Here is a 21,342-nt window from a genome sequence, read left to right as displayed (position 1 = left end):
AAAATATAAGGGATTTTCCTTTTTGAATGGCCTTACCGATCAATTCACTATGAATTTTCAATCCAAAAGAATCCCCACGGTAGAGCAAGCACCTGCAAATAAACAGAAACTACAAAAATTTAGGGGTAACTGACTATTTTTAATAACCAAAAATAGATCACCAAATACATCATGTTAGTTAAATATTATCGACGAATACGGATGCCACATTACGCTTATAACAAAAAATACCGCGCCATATGACAGTCTATCCACACAAACCGCAAATGTGCAGATGATTTTGCCTCCATAGTACCAAGTCACACTTTTCTGCCTGAAAAATATGTACTAGCCCCCTACTTGTGCAAAAAAAACAATATCCGCAGAATGTCGCACCAGGAAAAAGCAGTAACATCAGATTTATCTCATGGAATTAGAGACATACATCCACTCCCCCACCTCTGCGTATTTGGCACAACTATTGATTAAAAGTTGGTAAAGCCCAATAAAAAATATTAGATGAGTGCCGCAGTAAATTGTGACTAATCCAAGCCCTGGAATCATGCTGGTCGATGACAATCCCGAGCGAGCCCACTTGGTTTGTGAGCGATTACGTGCTGCTGGCTACAGTATTCTCGCCCAGATCAATAGTGCCGAGGGGCTCCTCTTCCAGGTGGAAAAATACCGCCCAGATATTGTGCTGATAGACATCGAATCCCCGGACAGGGATATCCTGGAAAGCCTGGCCATAGTCAATCGTGAGGCGCCAACCCCAGTGGCTATGTTTTCAGGTAGCGGAAACGCAGACTTTATTAGTCGCGCGGTCGACTCCGGGGTAAGCGCTTATATGGCCGAGGGAATGACTCCTGAGCGCGTGGCACCGGCGATAGAAATCGCTATGGCACAATTTAAACATTTCCAGCAATTGCGTCAGTCTCTCGAGCGCACCCAGCAGCAACTCACAGAGCGAAAAGCAATCGAGCGGGCCAAAGGGCTATTAATGGCCAAGAAGAACCTCAGTGAAGAGGATGCCCATAAGACCTTGCGCAATCTCGCAATGAACAGCAACTCGACCATCCATACAGTTGCCGAGCAAGTAATCCAATATTTTCAGAAAGAGCATTAGAGTACCGATGTCAGCCCTTCTGTGCCCGGAAAAAAAGACCATCAAACTGCTTTACCTACGCCTGACCGACAGCGCACCGCTGATTGTCGCCAAGGAGCTAGGCTACTTCCAAGAATATGGATTAAAGGTACAGCTGCAAAAAGAAACAAGCTGGGCCACCCTGCGAGACAAGTTAATTGCGCGCAAAGCAGATGCTGCAGCAATGCTCGCTCCTATGCCCCTGACACTTGAACAAGCGTTACCCAATTGCCACGAACGCTTGTTAAGTGGATTAATTCTTAGCTGCAACGGTAACGCTATTACCCTTTCCGCAGAATTATTCGAACGTTTGCAAAATTACTGTGAAGGTGACTCACAAAGTGATATCGCCTTGGCGCTAAAGCGCTACCTGCACGACAATAAATACTCACCTACTGTCAGACTCGCTACAGTTTATCCCTTCTCCAGTCATAGCTTGCAATTAAGATACTGGTTGCGCTCTGCCGATATCGATCCGGACCGGGATATAAAACTGGTGGTATTACCGCCTGAACAAATGCTGGAAAACCTCCACAGTGGCGTTATCGATGGCTATTGTGTAGGCGAACCCTGGAACTCCCTGGCCGCCCACAAAGGGTCCGGCGTAGTCATTGCGGCTTGTAATACACTGCTGCCAGCTATGCCGGAAAAAGTGCTGACCGTCACTGAGAGCTGGCACCAAGCCAACCCTGCGACCCACTTGGCCCTAAGGGCCGCTCTTCTCAAGGCCTGCTCTTGGCTTGCCGCACGCACAAACAGAGCCGAAGCTGCCAAGCTTTTATCCCTGGGGCAATACCTCAACCTGCCTGAGGAGCTGATTCAACGCTCCCTCAATGACCAGATTCTCTACCACCGGGACCGGGAAATTCTCGCCAATCCCGGCTGGCACCTCTTTGCCCATATTGATAACGACTGTGGGCGTCCAACTCAGGAAAAAGCACGGCAGCTGCTGGAGATGTATTCAGACCTGGGGAGTTCGACACTCCGTGCAGCAGAAGCCTATCGTCCAGACCTCTATCGGCAGACAGTGGTTTTCCTGCTCGCAAAAAAATAGTGGCACATTAATTGAATGGAAATAATTCGATGATGCAATTGCCTTCCCTCAGTCGCATCAGCGCGGTGAAGCGGTTGTTCGCCGAATATAACGGGCAACGAAGTCCATCGTCTGCAGTCAAGCGGCTGCAGCTGTGGGCTTTTTTTGTGCCTGCGGAATTAGCAAACAAAGGAAATGCGCATGTCCAGTGACTCACTTAATCTATTCTCGTTCCGCGGGAAGATAAAAGTGCTCCACCTAACCTGGGTGGCCTTCTTTATCACTTTCTTTGCCTGGTTTAACCACGCACCACTGTTAATGGCAATTGCGAAAAGCCTTTCATTAACTCCAGACCAGGTCAAAACCCTACTTATTTTAAACGTGGCCCTGACAATTCCCGCGCGCATTGTAATCGGGATGCTCACTGATAAATATGGCCCTAGACTCACCTATTCGCTATTACTGGCAATCGGCAGTGTGCCTTGCTTTATTTTTGCCCTGGCAGACAATTTTGTGCAGGCAGCCATTGGCCGATTCCTATTAGGCTTTATTGGTGCAGGTTTTGTTGTAGGTATCCGAATGGTGTCCGAGTGGTTCCCGGCTCGACAGCTGGGTACCGCAGAGGGTATTTACGGGGGATGGGGAAATTTTGGCTCAGCCGCAGCGGCCATGTCCCTGCCCACCATCGCCCTGTTTTTTGGCGGTGACGACGGCTGGCGCTATGCCATTGGCCTCACCGGCGCAATCGCACTGGTTTACAGCGTAGTTTATTACTTCTCTGTGACTGATACGCCCAAGGGGTCAACCTATTTCAAGCCCAAAAAAATTGGTGCTATGGAAGTCACCAGTCCCGGGGATTTTATCCTGCTTCTGGTGATGAAAGTGCCCATGTATGCGGCGCTGGCTCTGCTAACCTGGAAATTATCCAGCGGCGTTGCATTAATATCCAACCTTACCGCCAACCTGATCTATGCAGGCCTGGTATTACTGTATCTTCTGGACGCGTATAAAACCTACAGTATTAACCGTGAAGTACTCAGCAACCCACCAGCACCGGTACACCGCTATAAGTTTAAGCAAGTAGCAGTTTTGAATCTGCTCTACTTCGCGACTTTCGGTTCCGAATTGGCTGTGGTTTCCATGCTGCCCTTATTCTTCTCCGAGACCTTTACACTGGACCCGGTAAAAGCTGGCTTGCTGGCCTCCGCCTATGCCTTTATGAACCTCATGTCACGCCCTGCCGGCGGATTGATTAGTGACCGCTGGGGCCGCAAATCTACCCTGCTGATCCTCACCGCTGGCCTGGCTCTGGGTTACTTCACTATGAGCATGATTGATGCCGAGTGGCCCCTGTACCTGGCGGTCGCCGCTGCCATGGCCTGCTCCTTCTTTGTGCAAGCTGGTGAGGGCGCGGTATTCGCAGTGGTGCCCTTGATCAAGCGCCGCCTTACCGGGCAGATTGCCGGCATGACTGGCGCCTACGGCAATGTCGGAGCCGTTTTCTATCTCACCGTTCTCAGCATGGTGTCTTACCAGACCTTTTTCCTGGTAATCTGCGCTACCGCATTGCTCGGCTTTGCCGCCCTGCTTCTACTGGAAGAACCGGAGGGACAAATGGCAGAAGTACACCCCGATGGCAGCGTATCCATGATCGATGTTGCCTAATAACGATCTACCCACTGCAGCGAGCACAGAAGAATCCGGGCTCGCTGCCAGTGACAGTTCGCAGGGCGATAAAGAAGATGCCCTGCAACTGTTCACTGCCTCCTGCGCCGGACTTCGCCAACACAATGACGACGCCTGCGCAGTGAGGCTTCCCGAAGGCGCTGAATTACAGCGCCACGGCAGCCTTGCGGCAGTAGCCGACGGTGTTGCCAATGCAGAAGCCGGCGGTGAAGCAGCCCGCGCTGCCATCAATGGATTCTTTTCCGATTATTACAGCACCCCGCAAACCTGGTCGACAAAGCACTCTGTTGCGCGGGTTTTGCACTCGCTCAATAGCTGGCTGTTTCGACAGAGTGGCGGCAGTGCCGAAATTAAACGAGGTTGGTTGACCACTTTTTCTGCCGTTATTTTCAAAGGCACCAGCGCACACCTGGTTCACATCGGCGACTCCCGGATCTACCGACTACGCAACAGAAAATTAGAGTGCTTGAGTAGCGATCACAGCCACAGCCTCGGACCTGGACGCACCTTTTTGAGCCGCGCCCTGGGAATGGATGCCCATATTGAAGTGGACTACCGCTGTGAGGAACTGCAACCCGGGGATATTTTCCTGGTGAGTAGCGATGGTATTCACGATTTTCTGCCTGAAACAGAGTTAATTGAGCTATTGCTTAATTTTTCCAGCTCAACCCCTCAAGGGCTTATTGATGCTGCTCTGAAAGCGGGCTCCACCGATAACCTGACTGCTGTCACTTGCCGGATAAATTATGTAGGGCTGCCCCAGTGCGATGAATTGGCTATGCGCAATCGCGAACTCCCGTTCGCACCTGACCTGCGCCCAGGCCAAAAGCTCGACAACTTCCTTGTTTTACAGGAATTACATGCCAGCAGCCGCAGCCATCTCTATCTGGCCCGAGACCTCAATACCGAAGTATTGCGGGTGATAAAAACTCCCTCAGTTAATTTCTGTGATGACCCCCACTACATCGAGCGATTTATTGCTGAGGAGTGGACCGGGCGACGAATCTCCCACCCAGGAATTATTAAAGTTTTTGCTCCCACTTCTGAAAGACACTGTCTCTATCATATTCTCGAATATATCGAAGGACAGACTTTGCGTCAGTGGATGCAATTAAATCCACAACCTCAAATTCCCCAAGTGCGGGAGCTAATGGCACAACTGGTTAGTGCGTTGCGAAGTTTACAGCGGTTGGAGATCGTTCACGGCGATCTCAAGCCAGAGAATATTATGATGCGCAACGACGGGCGCCTGGTAATCATTGATCTCGGTGGTGCCGATGGCCCAGGGCTCAGAGAGCAATTACATCTATCTGGTGAAACAGCACCCGGCAGTAAGAATTATGCAGCTCCGGAATTCTTTTTTGGGGATAGCGCCAGCCATCGATCAGACATCTTTTCCCTGGGAATCATTGCTTATGAATTGCTCACGGGCAAATATCCCTATCCCGAGCGCTTTGGTAGCTACCACTACCGTTTAAAGAGCTATAACCAAATGCGCTTTACTCGCGCATCCGCACACCGCAAAGATATTCCCTACTGGATTGATAGCGCTCTACAAAAGGCTTGTGCTCCTGATCCTAAAAAGCGCTACAACGCATTGTCAGAATTTATCCAGGATCTGCAATCTCCCAGCCCAGATTTTAAAGCCCCCCAAAGCCGCCCCCTGCTAGAAAGAAATCCGGTTCTTGTCTGGCAGCTACTAACTTTAATTCTACTGCTCTCTCATCTGCTCTACTTCTTTTGGCGCTAATACATAAGATTTGAATAAGCACATTTACAGCGCAGAAAATTAATTAAATGCACCACTTTGTCGCAAAAATTGTGGACAATCAGGCCAAACCCCCTTTTATTACTAAAAATAAAATTGGCATAGAGATTGAATGTATTTAATTACCAACAAATTATTCCCCCATTACGAGGCAACGGCGCCTGTACTCTTCGGCAGAAGAGGAGATGCCCTTGCCATTTCAGACGGGCCCTCTTCCTGCCGAATAAAACGAATTGAGACGGCAGGATTGTAAATGAAGGCAAATGTTAAACCTCAAAAGCTGGTTGTGATTGGCAACGGTATGGTCGGGCACCATTTCCTGGAACAGCTCGCCAACCATCAATACGCCAACCAGTTTGATATCACCATATTCTGTGCAGAGCCCCGTCCCGCTTATGACCGGGTCCACCTTTCCGAATACTTTGCCGGACGCACAGCTGAAGACCTGTCCATGGGAAACTTGGAGCAGTATCAGCAGTGGGGTTTTAATATCCTGCTCAACGACAAGGTGGTGCAAATTGATCGGGACAATAAAACAATTACTGCGGCAAGTGGAGCCAGCCACTCTTACGACCAATTAATACTTGCCACCGGCTCCTACCCTTTTGTTCCGCCAATACCCGGTCATCAACACCAGCGCTGCTTTGTATATCGAACCCTGGAAGATCTCGATTCCATTCGCTCGATTGCCGCCAGTGCAAAAAGTGGTGTAGTTGTCGGCGGTGGCCTACTGGGCCTGGAAGCTGCCAATGCCCTGAAAGCACTGGGACTTGAAGCCCACGTTGTCGAGTTCGCCCCAGGCCTTATGGCCACTCAACTGGATGAAGGTGGTTCAGCCCTATTAAGAACAAAAATTGAAGCACTCGGGGTTCAGGTACACACCAGTACCGCCACGGAATTGATTGAAGAAGTAGACGGCCGCCTGCGTATGCAGTTCAAGGGAGATAAAGAACTGCTTACCGATATGATTGTTTTCTCCGCAGGCATTCGCCCCCAGGATGAACTGGCAAAATCCAGCGGGCTGGAAGTTGGCGAACGCGGCGGGATCGTAATTGACAGCAACTGCCGTACTTCAGACCCGAATATTTTTGCTATCGGCGAATGCGCGCTTTACGATCAGAAAATTTTTGGCCTGGTCGCTCCCGGTTACAGCATGGCGCGTACTGCTGTCGCTCAACTGACCGGTGGAGAGGAAAGCTTTAACGGTGCTGACATGAGCACCAAACTGAAACTCCTGGGCGTACAGGTCGGTTCTATTGGCGACGCCCATGGTCGCACCGACGGCGCTGCCGCTATTACTTTTGTAGACGAGCAGAGCGGCGTTTACAAACGTATGATCACCGATAGCGAGGGAAAAAAGCTCCTGGGCGCGGTAATGGTAGGAGATACGGATGACTACGATACCCTGCTGCAATATCACCTCAACGATATTGATCTGCCCGAACACCCGGAACAATTAATTTTACCGGCAACCGATGGCGCCGCTCCCGGGCTGGGTGCTGCTGCACTTCCCGCTTCGGCTACCGTGTGTTCCTGCCACAATGTAAGCAAAGGCCAAATTATCGACGCCGTTGCCGGAGGCTGCCACTCACTTGCTGATGTTAAGGATGCAACAAAAGCATCTACAGGTTGCGGTGGTTGCGCTGGGCTACTAAAAAATATTGTCGATGAAGAGCTAGCGGCGCTCGGCATGGAAGTGAACAATCACTTATGCGTGCACTTCCCCTTTTCCCGCCAGGAGTTATTCCACATTATCCAGGTGGAAGAAATAAAAACCTTTAGTGAATTATTAAGCAAACACGGTTCAGGGCGCGGCTGTGAAATTTGTAAACCTGCGGCCGCATCCATATTTGCCTCCCTGTGGAATGAACATATTCTGGAGCAGACTCACGTCGGCTTACAGGACACCAACGATACTTTTATGGCGAATATGCAGAAAAACGGCAGCTATTCTGTAGTTCCGCGTATTCCCGGCGGCGAGATCACACCGGAAAAATTAATAGTGATCGGTGAAGTGGCCAAACGCTACAACCTCTATACCAAAATTACCGGTGGCCAGCGTATCGACTTGTTTGGCGCGCGCCTGGAGCAGCTACCGGAAATTTGGCGAGAGCTGATTGATGCCGGATTTGAAACCGGCCATGCCTACGGTAAATCCCTGCGCACGGTTAAGTCTTGTGTCGGCAGCACCTGGTGCCGCTTTGGGGTTCAGGACAGCGTTTCAATGGCCCTTCAAGTAGAAAACCGTTACAAGGGACTGCGCTCTCCACACAAAATAAAAATGGCTGTTTCCGGCTGTACCCGTGAATGCGCTGAGGCTCAAAGCAAAGATGTCGGGGTTATCGCCACTGAAAAAGGTTGGAATCTATTTGTTTGTGGCAACGGCGGTATGCGCCCCCGCCATGCAGATTTGTTCGCCACCGACCTGGATGACGAAACCCTTATCCGCTATATCGACCGTTTCCTGATGTTCTATGTGCGCACCGCCGATAAATTACAACGCACATCTGTGTGGCTGGAAAATCTTGACGGCGGCCTGGATTACCTGCGCGAAGTCATTATCGATGACAAGCTGGGGGTTTGTGCTGAGCTGGAAGCCCAGATGGCCCGAGTAGTAGACACCTACCAGTGCGAATGGAAAACAGCCATTAACGATCCGGAAAAACTCAAGCGCTTCCGTCAATTCGTTAACAGCAACGAAACCGACGAAAAGATTGTTTTCGTTAAAGAGCGCGGACAACCGCGTCCGGCGACCACTGACGAGCTAGTGGAAACAGCCGAATCCGCCTAACGCTTCACCCGGCGGCGCAAGCCGCCAGTTATACCTTTATTAATAAATTGCTTTTGAATCCTTTCCATCCATTGTGAGGAAATTATTATGAGCCTGGCTGCCCTGCAAGAAACTCCCTCAAATTCAGTTGCCATAACCCACCCCCAATGGTCTCCAATCTGTCAGCGATCAGATTTGGTCACCAACTCTGGGGTATGTGCGCTTTGGGGCGATACCTCCGTATACCCAACGAAGGCTTTGAATACAGTGACTAAAACTGTCTATCAAAGAAGCATCGCCCTGTTTTTTTTACCCGACCAGGAACAACAGCTTTATGCCGTTGACAACTGGGACCCAATCGCACAAGCTGGTGTGATTGCAAGAGGAATTATTGCGGAATTGGAAGGGGAATTAACCATTGCTTCCCCAATGTATAAAAACCATTTCCGCCTTAGCGATGGAGTCTGCATGGAAGACAGCGATATCAAGCTTGCCACCTACCCGCTGGCATTTAGTGGGGACACGGTTTACATCGGCAACAATAAGCTACAGTAATGGCAGTACAGGAATTTCTGAGCGCGCACCGCTCCTGCACTACCTGCCCCTATTGTGGTGTCGGTTGTGGGGTTTCGGTTAACAGGGAAGAGCGCGCAAATACTACAGCGATTACTGTTAGTGGCGACTCCCAGCACCCTTCAAATTTCGGCAAATTGTGCGTTAAAGGTTCTGCGCTCGGCGAAACGCTGGGCGAACACGGCCGTCTCCTGCACCCTCGCCTGCACGGAAAAGATTGTGACTGGGATACTGCGCTCTCTTATATGGCCGATGCCTTTAAACAGACAATTCGCGACCATGGCCCTGACTCTGTAGCTTTTTATCTGTCCGGTCAGCTTCTCACCGAAGACTACTATGTGGCCAACAAGTTAATGAAGGGATTTATTGGCTCTGCCAATATTGATACCAATTCCCGACTTTGTATGGCCTCTGCAGTGGTGGGATATAAACGTGCATTTGGTGCCGATGCGGTACCCTGTTCCTATGAGGATCTGGAACAGGCTGAACTTATCGTGCTTATCGGTTCCAATGCAGCCTGGACACACCCGATCTTGTTCCAGCGAATGCAGGCAGGTGCTGCAAAGCTTATCGTTATCGACCCCCGTGGCAGCGCTACCAGTGAAATGGCAGATCTGCACCTAGCAATTAAACCCGGCACTGATGCGGCACTATTCAATGGACTACTGCGTTTTCTCAGCCGGCACTATTATCTAGATACCGACTACATAAGAAATCATACACAGGGATTTGCCGATACCTTAGCTGCGGCTCAAGACTGGTCACCAGAATTAACTGCAGCCACCTGTGGCATATCTATCGAAAAACTATTGGAATTTTTTCAGGCATTTGCAGCAACAGAAAAGACCATTAGTTTTTATTCCATGGGAATCAATCAGTCCAGCAGCGGCACTGATAAAAATAACGCAATCATAAACTGCCATTTAGCCACCGGACGCGTGGGCAAAATTGGTGCAGGACCATTTTCTATTACCGGCCAACCCAACGCGATGGGTGGACGCGAGGTGGGCGGACTTGCCAATACCCTCGCCGCACATATGGAGTTTAACGAGCAGGATATTGACCGGGTATCACGATTCTGGAATTCCGATCAAATTGCTACCAAGCCAGGGATGAAGGCTGTGGATATGTTCCGCGCGGTAGAAAGCGGAAAAATTAAAGCTATTTGGATTATGGCTACCAACCCCGCTGTCAGTATGCCCGAAGCCGATAGAGTCAAAGCTGCGCTACAGAAATGCCCGCTGGTTATTGTCTCCGACTGCATTGCCAATACCGATACCGCTCGCTGTGCCGATTTGCTACTTCCCGCAACGGGCTGGGGAGAAAAAAACGGCACTGTCACCAATGCAGAACGACGTATCTCTCGGCAACGTGGATTTTTATCCCCAGCGGGAGAAGCTCGCCACGACTGGCAAGCCCTGTGCGGACTGGCCCAGCAACTGGGTTATGGAGATCAGTTTAATTATTCACACCCCGCCGATATTTTTCGTGAGCACGCCCAGCTTTCCGGCTTCGAAAACCACGGCTCCAGGGCTTTCGATATCTCCGCACTCGCCAATATCAATCGCAGTGAATACGATGCACTGGCCCCGGTACAGTGGCCGGTCAATCAGGAGCATCCGGCCGGGTGCAAACGCTTATTCACCAGTGGACAGTTTTTTACCCCGGACAAGCGTGCTCGCTTTATCCCCATAGCGCCGCAGCCTCCGGAACAACAGATTAGTGACGACTATCCTATATGGCTCAATACCGGCCGTATGCGCGACCAGTGGCATACCATGACCCGAACCGGGCGGGTAAGAAAATTACTCGATCACAGCGAACTGCCGGAAATACAAATAAACCCCAAGGATGCCGCTCGCTTCCAGATTAACGATGGGGAATTAGTTCGGTTAAACAGCGCCTCATCTAAAATGGTCGGCCGCGCCGCTCTCAACGTCGGGCAAAAAAGAGGGGAAATCTTTGCCCCTATTCACTGGAGTGAAACCTTCTCACAGGATTCCAAGCCCAGTGCCCTGGCGGACTCCAGTATTGACCCCTACTCCGGCCAACCTGAATTCAAACAGGTTCCCGTTAATGTCAGTCCCCTGGCAGCTGAATACTTTGCCACAATGATCTGTGCCGAAGAGACTGCCGATAGAGTATGGGATTGGTTACAGCAGGCCAACGACAGCAGTATCCTGCACTGGTATCGAGTCCCCTTGGAAAATGGCTTTCGCTATGAAATTGCCGCGAACCAACTTATCCACGGGCGGGAACTGGCATCCAAGATAATGGACGAGCAGCCCCAATTGTTCTGGCAGGAATTGGTTACCCCTAAAAGTCAGCGCTGGATCGCCTACGACGATGGCTTAAAACTGCTGATTTTCTCTGGCAGAGACTGGCACCAATTACCCAGCCGACAGCACCTGGAAAATTACCTGGCCACTCCCCTGCCGGAATCACCGGGGCAATTGCTTCATCCCATAAAGCCCGGTGTGAAGATGATTTGTACCTGCCTCCAGGTTTCCCGGCCACAGATAGAGGAGGCCATCGCCCAAGGCATTAACACTGTCGAAGCACTGGGAAAAACTCTTGGCTGCGGTACCAGCTGCGGTTCCTGCAAACCAGAAATTTCCAGTATTATTCGCACAGTTAACGCCTCTGAAGACACATCCATGGAGTCAACTCCGGTAAAGCAAGATCCGGTAGAAATAAGCAGTAATGCCCAAATAAATATGGTTCAGGAGTTTATTCCGCAGTAAGATTTTAAATTCCCCCATGAATAAAAGAACCTCTGCCCGCAAGTGACCAACCTTGACGGCAGAGGCCTCTACCGAGCTATTGAGAACCTTCCGGGACAATCAATCAACCGCTTCTGCAGCTAGCTTTTGCGTTAAATCGCGAGGATGGCAGGCGGCCAGCTGGGTATCACTATCGGCCAAATAATCAATCAGTTTCTGTATAGGACCTTCGGAGACTCCGTTTGAAGGTCTAACTGCATAGGCGGGTAAACTCGGAAGCTGCCAGTCTGGCAATAACTCTTGTACATCATCCTGTGCGCTTATTAAAAATCGAGGTGACGCCGATAGTCCCAGGCCACAGCTCGTCAATCGATAAGCCGCTTCAACGCTGTCGACAGCCGCTACCGGGGTGTAGCTAACTTCATATTCGTCCTGCTGCCGATGCAGAAATTGCCGGTGATTGGGCCGCATGGTCAGCCCAGTCCAGGGCCAGACTGCAAGGTCGCGAGGATGACCCGGAAAACCATAGCGATCCAGCATATCGCCACTGGCAATTAACACCCGCTCTAATTCAAATATCTTACGCGCTTTCAAATTGCTGTCAGGCATATTACCCAGGCGAATTGCCAAGTCAAAACCACCGCCAATTACATCCTCGTGCTGATCGCTGCATTGAAGTTGTAAATGAATACCCAGATCCCGCCGGACAAAGTCCACTATTTTGCTCAGCAAGCGGCTGTGGATCAAAACGGCGGGGATTGCAATTTTAAGCCGACTGATACTGCGTTCCTCTCGCGCTTTGTATTCTCCGAGACCATCGGCATACAAATCCAATATATTCTGTGCCGTTTTATAAATCTTTTCCCCATCTTGGTCAGGGACAACTTGCGGGTATTGCGATACAAGAGCGCAACGCCAAGACTTTCCTCCAACCTCGCCACATAGGAACTGACGCTGGCGATAGAAATATCCAGTTCCGAAGAAGCGCCTCTAAAAGAGCCGCTTTCCACAACCTTGGCAAACACCAGTAAATAGCGAATATCCTTTAGCACAATAGCAACTCCCTATGAATTCTCTAAAGGTACTTCTGGGTCAACAGGAAAGGATACACCGCTCTCGCAAAGATCTGTGGATATATTGCTGTTAGCGCCTTATCTGCATCCAGTTTTATGCAGCACACTCGTCCATACTTACTACTGGGGTGGAGGGAAAGAATACACAGCACTCGAGACACGCAGCGAATACATTCCTGTAAGCTCCTAATCGGCATCCATGCCTCATAGAGTCCCGAGTACAGTGTATTCTTTCCTTCTCCCTTTTTAGTAAGTAAATTTTTATAAACAATATATTTTAGTTTTAAGTATCTAATCATTTTCCTACCAGGCCATTAAAGTCTCCAAACAATTGATAACTGCCAGGAGCAGAGAATGTCACTACTTCTTGCTATGTTTGGGTTTTCCCTGGCTATGTCCATTACACCGGGGCCGGTGAATATGGTTATCATTTCCTCCGGGGTGAATTATGGATTTATCCGCACTTTGCCCTTTGTATCAGGAGCCACAATAGGCTTTACACTGTTACTTGCAGCTATAGGCCTTGGGCTCTATCAGGTAATAGAAATTTATCCCCAGTTACTACGATATGTTGCGATAACAGGATCAATTTATGTGGCCTATATCGGCTACCAAACAGCGGTTGCACCTACTGATCATGCGGGTATTGAGCGGATTCAGGAGCCACGATTTTACCAGGGGGTTTTATTGCAATGGCTTAACCCAAAGGCCTGGATCGCCTGCCTTTCTGGAGTGGCTATTTTCTCCAGCAGCGATAACCACAGCAATTTACTCACATTTACCCTGATTTACTTTCTGGTTTGCTACATATCATTAAGTATTTGGGCTATTGCCGGGGATCGAGCTAGCTTACTATTAGGGAGTCAATACCGGCGCAAAGTATTTAACAGATCCATGGGGAGCCTTCTGATTATTTGCGCTACCTACCTTCTCTATAGCCAGGCTTTTACAGATTAACTTAAAATTTCTAACATTTAATTCACTCGACAACTACCTTAGGGTCCACCTAGTCTTAGTAAAAACTAAGCTTGGGCCGCCTATGATTAAGCTCCACCATATTGACCATATTGTATTGCGTGTCCAATCTCTAAAACCCATGCTCGACTTTTACCAAAATATTCTTGGATGCAGCATTGTGCGCCAACGGGACGATATTGGCCTCTACCAACTCCGCGCAGGCACTTGCATGATAGATTTAGTGCCAGTTGATAAACCTATAGGCCAGAGAGGGGGAGCAGCACCAGGAAAGGAAGGGCGGAACCTGGATCATTTTTGCTTCCGGGTTGAACCCTTTAATCCGGAGAGTATTCAGGCCTTTTTAGCGCAGGAACAGGTAAAGTTTTCGCCAGCAGAAGAGCGCTTTGGTACCGATGGAATTGGCCTGTCAATTTACATCTCGGATCCCGAAGACAATGTGATTGAGCTGAAAGGACCACCCACTGGCAACAACTGAAGTTTGTGCCACGCTTGCGGAGTAGCCGGGCCCTTACCGGTTTCCCAACGACTCTTTCTCGATCAGCCAGGCGACTCACTATGGAAGCGGAAGTAATTGACTACACCGTAAACGGAGATACTTTTTGCGGATATCTCGCATGGGATGAAAATATCAGTGAAAAACGGCCGGGGGTTTTACTGGTACACGAATGGTGGGGGCACAATGCCTTTGTTCGCGAGCAGGCGGAGAAACTGGCCAACTGCGGCTACCTCGCTTTTGCAGTGGATATGTTTGGCGCAGGCAAACAGACCGATGATCCACAAGAGGCACAACAGTTCAGGGATGAAGCCCTGAAGGACCCGGTGGCCCTTGAAGCGCGCTTCCGCACAGCATTATCACTGCTCCAGCAGCGGCCCCAAGCAGACCCGGACCAGGTCGCAGCACAGGGCTATTGTTTTGGCGGCGGAGTCGTACTCGCTATGGCTCGAGTCGGCGTGGACTTGCGCGGCGTAGTCAGTTACCACGGGGCACTGGCAAGAAGTACCCCCGCACAAAACAAACCTATTAATGCTGAAATACAGGTCTACACCGGCGGCGCCGATGTGATGGTTCCACCGGACCAGGTCGGCCAGTTTGTTACTGAGATGCAGGAATCCGAAGCCAAATTAACTCTGGTCAGTTACCCGGGGGTCCTACACGGATTTACCAACCCCTGTGCAACAGACCGGGGAGAAAAGTTCGGCCTGCCGCTGGCCTATAACCGTGAAGCCGCTGAGGACGCCTGGCGGGGAACACTGGCGTTTTACGAGAAGATTTTCTCCTGAAGTGAGCGCCGGAAAACCGCTATCAGCCTTTTAGCAATGATAAAAGTACGCCTTGGGGGTTGGTAGCAGTACTCGTGTATTGCTACCACTTTCCTATTCGGTCAAATCCAAATAGCGAGCTCCCCCTCCCTGCTCCGCAGCTTCATCCCCGGGATTCCGTAAAGGGCATTTCTGCATAGACAAACAACCACAGCCAATACATCCCTCAAGGTCATCGCGCAACTTGGTTAACTGCTGGATACGCTGATCCAACTCTTCACGCCAGTGAGAAGAGAGTGATGACCAATCCCCCGCATTGGGAGTGCGCTTATTAGGAAGTTCCCCGAAGGCCTCGCTTATTTCTGACAGGGGAATACCGGTGCTCTGTGCCACCTTGATAATGGCCACTCGGCGCAACACATCCCGCGAGTAACGCCTTTGATTTCCCGAGGTCCGCCAGCTGGCAATCAGGCCTTTGCTTTCATAGAAATGCAGGGCGCTGACTGCCACGCCGCTGCGCTCGGCCACTTCGCCAACAGTCAGCTCCCGCTTGATTTGCTTTGACTTAACCGCTCCTTTTTCGGCCGATTCTTCAGCTGCCATAAAAACGCCCACCAAACATTGACCTAAACATTGGTTGAGGTTTTACACTGCTGCGCAACCTAATGCAAGCGAGGGAGAAAAGTGATGGAAAAGCACCAAGCAAACGGCGTTGCGCAACCAGCCGGTCAAGCCAACCCCAACCTGTTCTTACTACTAGTGGCAGCTGCAAGCCTGAACCCCAAATTTGCTACTGAGATACGCGAGTCTGGACATACCGCGAAGAGAAACCCTGGGACCTAGAAGCAGCGACTAATAATCATGAAGCACACGACCAGCGGGATACCGTCTCAGAGCCGTATCACATTACTGTGCCTGGCAGTACTCACTATCATGTCGGGGGCCACTGTAGCCCCGTCACTACCTGCACTGCAGCAGTATTTCTCAGGGACACCCAATAGTGATTTGTGGAGCCGACTGGTAGTGACCTTGCCCGCTTTGAGCATCGCCCTCTGCGCTCCATTAGCAGGCTGGATTGCTGATCGCCATGGCCGCCTGCAATTATTGAAAGCAGCCCTGGTACTCTATGGACTATCCGGTCTACTAGCCCTATTTCAGGATAATCTCGCAGGTATCCTGACTAGCCGCCTACTATTGGGAGTTGCCGTGGCCGGAACAATGACCTCGGTAACAGCCCTGGTGGGGGATTATTTCAGCCGGGAGCAACGCCTAACTTATTTGAGCCAGCAGAGTACTTTTATCAGTATCGGTGGGGTCGTATTTCTAACCCTGGGCGGACTACTGGCCAGCTTACATTGGCGCGCCCCCTTCGCAATTTACTTGTTGGCCTTACTACTAGTTCCAGCAGTTAAAATTTTCCTTTGGGAGCCCGTGCGAATAAGGCCTTTCAAGCACAGAGACCCAAAAAAAGAAAAGCAGGCTAACCCGCTTGCATTTTATGCACTACTGGCGGCGGCAACTTTAAATAGCCTGGCTTTTACCCTGATTCCAACTCAGATCCCGTTTTACTTGCGTGAGATAGAAATCTCCTCACCCAGCCTTATTGCTATGGCTATCGCCTCCAGCAATGTTATGGGAGCCATCGCCTCATTACTGATTTACCGGCGAGCCCGGAATCAACTGGGAGTGCTCGGCGTTTTTATCGCAAGCTTTACTATTATGGCCGCCAGCTTTGGGCTGCTCGCCGGTGCTCAAAACCTGACGGAAATAGTTGCTTTTATTGCCCTCTACGGACTTGGAATGGGTACCCTGATACCACATATCTTTTCTACGGCTCTCGAATCTGCTCCAGAGTCAAAAAGAGGGAAAACTGCAGGATTTCTGACGACTGGAATTTTTCTTGGGCAATTTATTTCGCCTTTCATCAGCCAGCCCTGGATTGATAAAATGGGATATTCCAGTGCATTCTCATCCATGGCTTTAATTTTGATGTTCGCCGCCTCCAGCGCAGCTTTGATATACATCATTAAAATTAAAAAAGAATTCTCATTGGCATATACTTCCGGGCTGGGATCGGGAAACTGATCCGACGGGAAAGGTATTCCTCCTTTCTGCCCGATAAATCCACCTGACAACACACAGCCAAAGCCGTACGGTAATTTTGGCAAGGAGAAAAAGTGGAATCGATTATTTCCATCAAAGGCTTGGGAAAAACCTATGCCGAGGGGTTTACCGCCCTGAAGAATATCGACCTGGAAATTCAGCGGGGAGAACTCTTTGCCTTGCTCGGCCCCAATGGTGCGGGCAAGACAACCATGATCAGCATTATCTGCGGCATCGTAAATCCAAGCTGCGGTGAGGTCACCGTCAATGGTTACAATATTCAGCGGGACTATCGCAATGCCCGCAATGAGATTGGTCTGGTGCCCCAGGAGATATCCACCGATGCCTTTGAAACCGTTTGGGCGGCAGTGAAATTCAGCCGCGGTCTATTCGGCAAGGCTCCCAATCCCGCCTACCTGGAGAAAATTCTACGGCAGCTATCCCTGTGGGAAAAAAAAGATAACAAAATTATTACGCTTTCAGGAGGAATGAAGCGCCGCCTGATGATCGCCAAGGCGCTATCCCACGAGCCCAATGTGCTCTTCCTCGACGAACCCACTGCCGGGGTCGATGTGGAGCTACGCCAGGATATGTGGCAAATGGTGCGCGAACTGAAAGAGTCGGGGGTAACCGTTATCCTCACCACCCACTATATCGAAGAGGCCGAGGAAATGGCCGATCGTGTCGGTGTTATCAATCACGGCCAACTGGTTCTGGTTGAGGAGAAAAATGCACTGATGAAGAAAATGGGGGAGAAAGAACTCAGCCTGCAACTGCCCACACCACTGCAACAAATTCCAGAGAGTCTCGCTGACCTGCCACTCAGTCTCAGCAGCGATGGCAGCCAGCTGGTTTATCGCTTTGATATCAAAAGCGAAGACACTGGTCTTGCGGAATTTCTGCGCCGTTTAAATGCCGCCAATATTGAATTCCGCGATTTACACACCCGGGAAAGCTCCCTGGAGGAAATTTTCGTCAACTTGGTTCACGGTGCCCGCCTTGAACGGGAAGAGCAGCTCAGTAAGGAGGCACAGGCATGAATTGGTATGGAATTGGCGCCATCTATAAGTTTGAGATGGCCCGCACCTGGCGCACCCTGATGCAGAGCATCGCCTCACCGGTGCTCTCCACATCTCTCTATTTTATTGTGTTTGGTGCGGCGATTGGATCGCGTATGGGGGATATCGACGGGGTCAGTTATGGGGCCTTTATTATTCCAGGATTGGTAATGCTGGCGCTGCTCAGCGAGAGTATTTCCAACGCCTCTTTCGGAATATTTTTCCCTAAATTCTCCGGCACCATTTATGAAGTACTGTCCGCTCCCATATCCTCCTTCGAAATCGTCACCGGATATGTGGGTGCCGCAGCGACAAAGTCCATTTTATTGGGGCTGTTGATATTGCTGACCGCTCGCTTTTTTGTGGATTACGAAATTGTACACCCCTGGTGGATGCTGACATTCCTCGCGCTGACTGCCGTCACTTTTAGCCTGTTCGGATTTATTATCGGAGTTTGGGCCGATGACTTTCAGAAGCTGCAAGTTATTCCGCTGATGATTATTACGCCGCTCACTTTTCTCGGCGGTGCATTTTATTCGATCAGTATGCTGCCGGAAATGTGGCAAAAAATTACCTTGTTCAACCCAGTAGTTTATTTGATCAGCGGCTTCCGCTGGGCTTTTTACGGCGTAGCCGATGTTAACCTGGGGCTGAGTATCGGCATGACTTTGCTCTTTCTGGTGCTGTGTCTCACCACCGTCTGGTGGATTTTCCGCACCGGATACCGCATCAAAACCTGATTCCTCCCCCACGCCGCTGTGCCAACCTTAGTAAAGGCGGTACAGCGGTGGACTTAGCATGGTGGAGGAATATCACGAAGGGGGCTGCGTTTGCGGGCAACTGCGCTTTCGCGCCCTCGGCTCCCCTCGCCGGGTCAGCCTGTGCTCTTGTCAGTGGTGTAGAAAGCGCAGCGGTAGTCCCATCGGCTTATCGGTCTACTTCAAAAAGAAACAAATAGCCTTTCTTCAGGGCCATTTGCAAACCCACACTCTTTACTCCGATGCCGGTCGCTGGATAAAGAGCCAGTTCTGCCCGGATTGCGGCAGCACGCTCACCTGGACACTGGAGTTCCTGCCCGAATATCGGGGCTTTGGCGGCGGCGCCTTTGATGCGCCGGAATTTATTTATCCCGAGCGCTATGTTTACAGCCGCAACAAACCGGAGTGGCTCCAGATAGCCAGTGATATTATCCTATGCCCCTCGATGGCGGAGCAGCCCAAGAATACAGGCAATAATTCCGGCGCTAGTGGTGGGCACACATAAAGGTTCTCACCGCTTTTTGTACGCGCTCACGGCGCTCTTCCTGTGTCGACATTTGTCGGCAGCCGATTAAGACCTGCATATGGTGGCAACCCAGCAACAAGCCGATAAAATCTTCCGCCGCTACGGCGGGATTATCCACCTTCAACATCTGTAACTGATTGGCTCTGCGCAATAGCTGCTCTATCTCCCCCAAAATCCGCTGAGGACCTGCGTCAAAAAATAGCTGGGCCATTTCCGACTCCTGGGATGCCAGAGCACACAAAAGGCGTAACAGACGCACGCTATCCTCGCTCTCCACCATCCCCATAAAAGCGTCGCCAATACGCTCCAGGACCTGCTCTACCGATTCCCCCTCTTCTAAAGCAAAGATGGGCAGGGGCATCATCATTTCGCAGCGAGAGGCAATAGCGGCGCTAAAGAGCGTCTCCTTATCGGAGAAGTGGCTGTAGACCGTAAGTTTGGATACTCCCGCAGCCGAGGCCACCGCATCCACGCTAGTGGCTGCAAAACCGTGGGATAAAAACAGGTCCTTAGCTGCATCCAGAATGGCTTGGCGTTTCACCGGATCCTTGGGGCGACCGCGCTGGGCGGCCGTCTGGGTCTGCTCAGACATAGCTCTCCATATACTAGACTCGTTAGTTCATTAAATATACTATACTCGCCAGTATAACATTGATGGCCGCCCGGCCATGCTTGACCCAGTCACGGATCTGCCTCGACGCGCCAGCGCCGGGGAAGGAAGCCAATATGTACCGAATGCTAATCCTCGCTGCGCTCTCACTCAGCCTTTTGTTGAGCGCTTGTGCCCCCTCTGAATCCCAGGAACAAGAAACCAAACCGCGCCCCGCCGTTATGGTGCGCCCCACCCTGGCCAGCGCCCAAACCGATGTTTATCCCGGTGAGGTAAGAGCCCGCTTCGAGCCGGCTCTGGCCTTCCGTATCGGCGGGAAAATCCAGCGGCGCCTGGTAAATGTCGGCGACCGTGTGGAACAGGGCCAGCCCCTGGCGGAACTGGATACTGAAGACCTGCTGCTACAACTGGATTCAGCCCGCGCCAGCCATACTTCCGCCGAGGCAGACCAGCGCCTGGCTAGCAGTGAACTCTCGCGCCACCGCAAGCTATTGGAAAAGCAGCTGGTGAGCCTCTCCCAATTCGATACCGTAGAAACCCAATTCGAAGCCAGCGAAGCGCGACTACAGCAGGCCAAGGCACAGCTGGATGTTGCCCGCAACCAGGCTGCCTACGCCGTACTCAAGGCGCCGGAAAGTGGCGTGATCGCCCGCCGCATGGCCGAGGCCGGCCAGGTCGTTGCCGCAGGACAAGGCATTTTTGAGCTGGCAGCCGATGGTGAACGGGAAGTGCGTATCGACCTGCCGGAACAATCCATCAGCCGCTTTAAAGTGGGCCAACTGCTAACTGTCGAACTCTGGTCCCAACCGGGCCAATCTTTCCCCGCACGCATCCGCGAACTATCGCCGGCAGCCGATCCCATATCCCGCACCTTTGAAGCCAGGGTCGCTTTCGAAAATAAAGTGAGCGGTGTAGAAATCGGCCAGAGTGCACGGGCATTTGTCCCCAGGGCGGAAAAAACTGATGTACTGCAAGTTCCGATGTCAGCAGTCAGTGCCGACGATGGCGCCGCATTTGTATGGGTATTAAATCCAGAGACAAAAACACTACATAAAACCCCGGTCAGCCTGGGCCCCTACGGTGAGGAATTTGTCGCGGTATTTTCCGGGTTGGAACGCAATGACTGGGTCGTGGCCGCAGGTACCCATTTGTTGCAGGAAGGTATGGTGGTGCGCCCTGTGGACCGTATGAACCGCCCCATCGAACAGGGGCCGTCTCTCGCCCATCAGGAATAAATTAAAGACGCGGGAACAATAACGCCTGCCCGCGAAAATTAATTCCCAATAAAGCCTCGATAACA

Annotated in this window: 20 protein-coding genes; 16 read left to right on the top strand and 4 right to left on the bottom strand. The window is 51.0% G+C overall.

Annotated elements, in window-relative coordinates; all coding sequences use genetic code 11:
- Positions 1 to 517 precede the first annotated feature (517 nt).
- From ACJJI3_RS20885 to ACJJI3_RS20855, 7 genes are all read left to right on the top strand, one after another.
- Positions 518 to 1,105 (top strand): ANTAR domain-containing response regulator, encoded by a 588-nt coding sequence (locus tag ACJJI3_RS20885; protein WP_282931354.1) that lies wholly within the window; start codon positions 518 to 520, stop codon positions 1,103 to 1,105.
- 7 nt (positions 1,106 to 1,112) lie between these two features.
- Entirely contained in the window at positions 1,113 to 2,177 is a 1,065-nt protein-coding gene (locus tag ACJJI3_RS20880) for a CmpA/NrtA family ABC transporter substrate-binding protein (RefSeq protein ID WP_444940817.1), read from the top strand.
- A 180-nt stretch (positions 2,178 to 2,357) separates the two neighbouring features.
- Positions 2,358 to 3,821, top strand: a complete 1,464-nt coding sequence (locus ACJJI3_RS20875; protein ID WP_444940816.1) for a NarK family nitrate/nitrite MFS transporter — start codon at positions 2,358 to 2,360, stop codon at positions 3,819 to 3,821.
- Entirely contained in the window at positions 3,811 to 5,592 is a 1,782-nt protein-coding gene (locus tag ACJJI3_RS20870) for a bifunctional protein-serine/threonine kinase/phosphatase (RefSeq protein ID WP_444940815.1), read from the top strand. The genes ACJJI3_RS20875 and ACJJI3_RS20870 overlap by 11 nt, the downstream gene beginning before the upstream one ends.
- A gap of 271 nt (positions 5,593 to 5,863) precedes the next feature.
- Positions 5,864 to 8,401, top strand: coding sequence for a nitrite reductase large subunit NirB (gene nirB / locus ACJJI3_RS20865; protein ID WP_444940814.1), 2,538 nt, complete (start codon positions 5,864 to 5,866; stop codon positions 8,399 to 8,401).
- 87 nt (positions 8,402 to 8,488) lie between these two features.
- Positions 8,489 to 8,935: a nitrite reductase small subunit NirD gene (gene nirD, locus ACJJI3_RS20860; protein WP_444940813.1), complete on the top strand. Its 447-nt coding sequence runs from the start codon at positions 8,489 to 8,491 to the stop codon at positions 8,933 to 8,935.
- Complete coding sequence (locus ACJJI3_RS20855; protein ID WP_444940812.1) at positions 8,935 to 11,697, top strand: nitrate reductase; 2,763 nt, start codon at positions 8,935 to 8,937, stop codon at positions 11,695 to 11,697. Before nirD ends, ACJJI3_RS20855 begins: the two co-directional genes overlap by 1 nt.
- 99 nt (positions 11,698 to 11,796) lie before the next feature.
- On the opposite strand, the gene ACJJI3_RS20850 is transcribed toward ACJJI3_RS20855, so the two are convergent.
- Positions 11,797 to 12,510, bottom strand: coding sequence for a substrate binding domain-containing protein (locus ACJJI3_RS20850; RefSeq protein WP_444940811.1), 714 nt, complete (start codon positions 12,508 to 12,510; stop codon positions 11,797 to 11,799).
- The gene (locus ACJJI3_RS20845) at positions 12,420 to 12,701 is read right to left on the bottom strand and encodes a helix-turn-helix domain-containing protein (protein WP_444942578.1); all 282 of its coding nucleotides are present in this window, start codon (positions 12,699 to 12,701) and stop codon (positions 12,420 to 12,422) included. The genes ACJJI3_RS20850 and ACJJI3_RS20845 overlap by 91 nt, the downstream gene beginning before the upstream one ends.
- A gap of 402 nt (positions 12,702 to 13,103) precedes the next feature.
- On the opposite strand from ACJJI3_RS20845, the gene ACJJI3_RS20840 reads away from it, so the two are divergent.
- The 3 genes from ACJJI3_RS20840 to ACJJI3_RS20830 all read left to right on the top strand — a co-directional run bounded on the left by ACJJI3_RS20840 (position 13,104) and on the right by ACJJI3_RS20830 (position 15,008).
- On the top strand, positions 13,104 to 13,706 hold the full coding sequence (locus ACJJI3_RS20840; RefSeq protein WP_444940810.1) for a LysE family translocator: 603 nt from the start codon (positions 13,104 to 13,106) through the stop codon (positions 13,704 to 13,706).
- 82 nt (positions 13,707 to 13,788) lie between these two features.
- Positions 13,789 to 14,202, top strand: a complete 414-nt coding sequence (locus ACJJI3_RS20835) for a VOC family protein (protein ID WP_444940809.1) — start codon at positions 13,789 to 13,791, stop codon at positions 14,200 to 14,202.
- Between the two features lie 80 nt (positions 14,203 to 14,282).
- Entirely contained in the window at positions 14,283 to 15,008 is a 726-nt protein-coding gene (locus ACJJI3_RS20830) for a dienelactone hydrolase family protein (protein ID WP_444940808.1), read from the top strand.
- A gap of 93 nt (positions 15,009 to 15,101) precedes the next feature.
- Here the strand turns inward: ACJJI3_RS20830 and soxR are convergent, their stop codons facing one another.
- A complete protein-coding gene (gene soxR / locus ACJJI3_RS20825) occupies positions 15,102 to 15,590 on the bottom strand; it encodes a redox-sensitive transcriptional activator SoxR (RefSeq protein WP_444940807.1) in 489 nt (162 codons plus the stop codon).
- 84 nt (positions 15,591 to 15,674) lie between these two features.
- On the opposite strand from soxR, the gene ACJJI3_RS20820 reads away from it, so the two are divergent.
- The 5 genes from ACJJI3_RS20820 to ACJJI3_RS20800 all read left to right on the top strand — a co-directional run bounded on the left by ACJJI3_RS20820 (position 15,675) and on the right by ACJJI3_RS20800 (position 19,411).
- Complete coding sequence (locus ACJJI3_RS20820; protein WP_444915586.1) at positions 15,675 to 15,830, top strand: hypothetical protein; 156 nt, start codon at positions 15,675 to 15,677, stop codon at positions 15,828 to 15,830.
- An 18-nt stretch (positions 15,831 to 15,848) separates the two neighbouring features.
- Positions 15,849 to 17,072, top strand: a complete 1,224-nt coding sequence (locus tag ACJJI3_RS20815; protein ID WP_444940806.1) for an MFS transporter — start codon at positions 15,849 to 15,851, stop codon at positions 17,070 to 17,072.
- 92 nt (positions 17,073 to 17,164) lie between these two features.
- Complete coding sequence (locus ACJJI3_RS20810; RefSeq protein WP_413663247.1) at positions 17,165 to 18,130, top strand: ABC transporter ATP-binding protein; 966 nt, start codon at positions 17,165 to 17,167, stop codon at positions 18,128 to 18,130.
- Positions 18,127 to 18,888 carry an ABC transporter permease gene (locus ACJJI3_RS20805; protein WP_413663248.1) on the top strand — a complete coding sequence of 254 codons (762 nt, stop codon included), beginning with the start codon at positions 18,127 to 18,129 and terminating at the stop codon, positions 18,886 to 18,888. Before ACJJI3_RS20810 ends, ACJJI3_RS20805 begins: the two co-directional genes overlap by 4 nt.
- 58 nt (positions 18,889 to 18,946) lie before the next feature.
- Positions 18,947 to 19,411: a GFA family protein gene (locus tag ACJJI3_RS20800; protein WP_444940805.1), complete on the top strand. Its 465-nt coding sequence runs from the start codon at positions 18,947 to 18,949 to the stop codon at positions 19,409 to 19,411.
- Here ACJJI3_RS20800 and ACJJI3_RS20795 read toward each other — a convergent pair.
- Positions 19,392 to 20,024, bottom strand: a complete 633-nt coding sequence (locus ACJJI3_RS20795; protein WP_444940804.1) for a TetR/AcrR family transcriptional regulator — start codon at positions 20,022 to 20,024, stop codon at positions 19,392 to 19,394. The two genes, ACJJI3_RS20800 and ACJJI3_RS20795, sit on opposite strands and share 20 nt — an antisense overlap.
- Before the next feature lie 134 nt (positions 20,025 to 20,158).
- On the opposite strand from ACJJI3_RS20795, the gene ACJJI3_RS20790 reads away from it, so the two are divergent.
- Entirely contained in the window at positions 20,159 to 21,277 is a 1,119-nt protein-coding gene (locus ACJJI3_RS20790; protein ID WP_444940803.1) for an efflux RND transporter periplasmic adaptor subunit, read from the top strand.
- Positions 21,278 to 21,342 lie beyond the last annotated feature (65 nt).

It is taken from the genome of Microbulbifer maximicatervae (SeqCode) (genome assembly GCF_052466985.1).
This window is presented reverse-complemented; position numbering and strand designations above follow the sequence as displayed.

Bases quoted from the DNA above. Each gene is read 5' to 3' on its own strand.
- ACJJI3_RS20835 (WP_444940809.1), top strand. From the start codon at position 13,789: ATGATTAAGCTCCACCATATTGACCATATTGTATTGCGTGTCCAATCT.
- ACJJI3_RS20840 (WP_444940810.1), top strand. From the start codon at position 13,104: ATGTCACTACTTCTTGCTATGTTTGGGTTTTCCCTGGCTATGTCCATT.
- nirD (WP_444940813.1), top strand. From the start codon at position 8,489: ATGAGCCTGGCTGCCCTGCAAGAAACTCCCTCAAATTCAGTTGCCATA.
- ACJJI3_RS20805 (WP_413663248.1), top strand. From the start codon at position 18,127: ATGAATTGGTATGGAATTGGCGCCATCTATAAGTTTGAGATGGCCCGC.
- ACJJI3_RS20855 (WP_444940812.1), top strand. From the start codon at position 8,935: ATGGCAGTACAGGAATTTCTGAGCGCGCACCGCTCCTGCACTACCTGC.
- ACJJI3_RS20795 (WP_444940804.1), bottom strand. From the start codon at position 20,024: ATGTCTGAGCAGACCCAGACGGCCGCCCAGCGCGGTCGCCCCAAGGAT.
- ACJJI3_RS20870 (WP_444940815.1), top strand. From the start codon at position 3,811: ATGTTGCCTAATAACGATCTACCCACTGCAGCGAGCACAGAAGAATCC.
- ACJJI3_RS20790 (WP_444940803.1), top strand. From the start codon at position 20,159: ATGTACCGAATGCTAATCCTCGCTGCGCTCTCACTCAGCCTTTTGTTG.
- soxR (WP_444940807.1), bottom strand. From the start codon at position 15,590: ATGGCAGCTGAAGAATCGGCCGAAAAAGGAGCGGTTAAGTCAAAGCAA.
- ACJJI3_RS20815 (WP_444940806.1), top strand. From the start codon at position 15,849: ATGAAGCACACGACCAGCGGGATACCGTCTCAGAGCCGTATCACATTA.
- ACJJI3_RS20800 (WP_444940805.1), top strand. From the start codon at position 18,947: ATGGTGGAGGAATATCACGAAGGGGGCTGCGTTTGCGGGCAACTGCGC.
- ACJJI3_RS20820 (WP_444915586.1), top strand. From the start codon at position 15,675: ATGGAAAAGCACCAAGCAAACGGCGTTGCGCAACCAGCCGGTCAAGCC.
- ACJJI3_RS20875 (WP_444940816.1), top strand. From the start codon at position 2,358: ATGTCCAGTGACTCACTTAATCTATTCTCGTTCCGCGGGAAGATAAAA.
- nirB (WP_444940814.1), top strand. From the start codon at position 5,864: ATGAAGGCAAATGTTAAACCTCAAAAGCTGGTTGTGATTGGCAACGGT.
- ACJJI3_RS20880 (WP_444940817.1), top strand. From the start codon at position 1,113: ATGTCAGCCCTTCTGTGCCCGGAAAAAAAGACCATCAAACTGCTTTAC.
- ACJJI3_RS20830 (WP_444940808.1), top strand. From the start codon at position 14,283: ATGGAAGCGGAAGTAATTGACTACACCGTAAACGGAGATACTTTTTGC.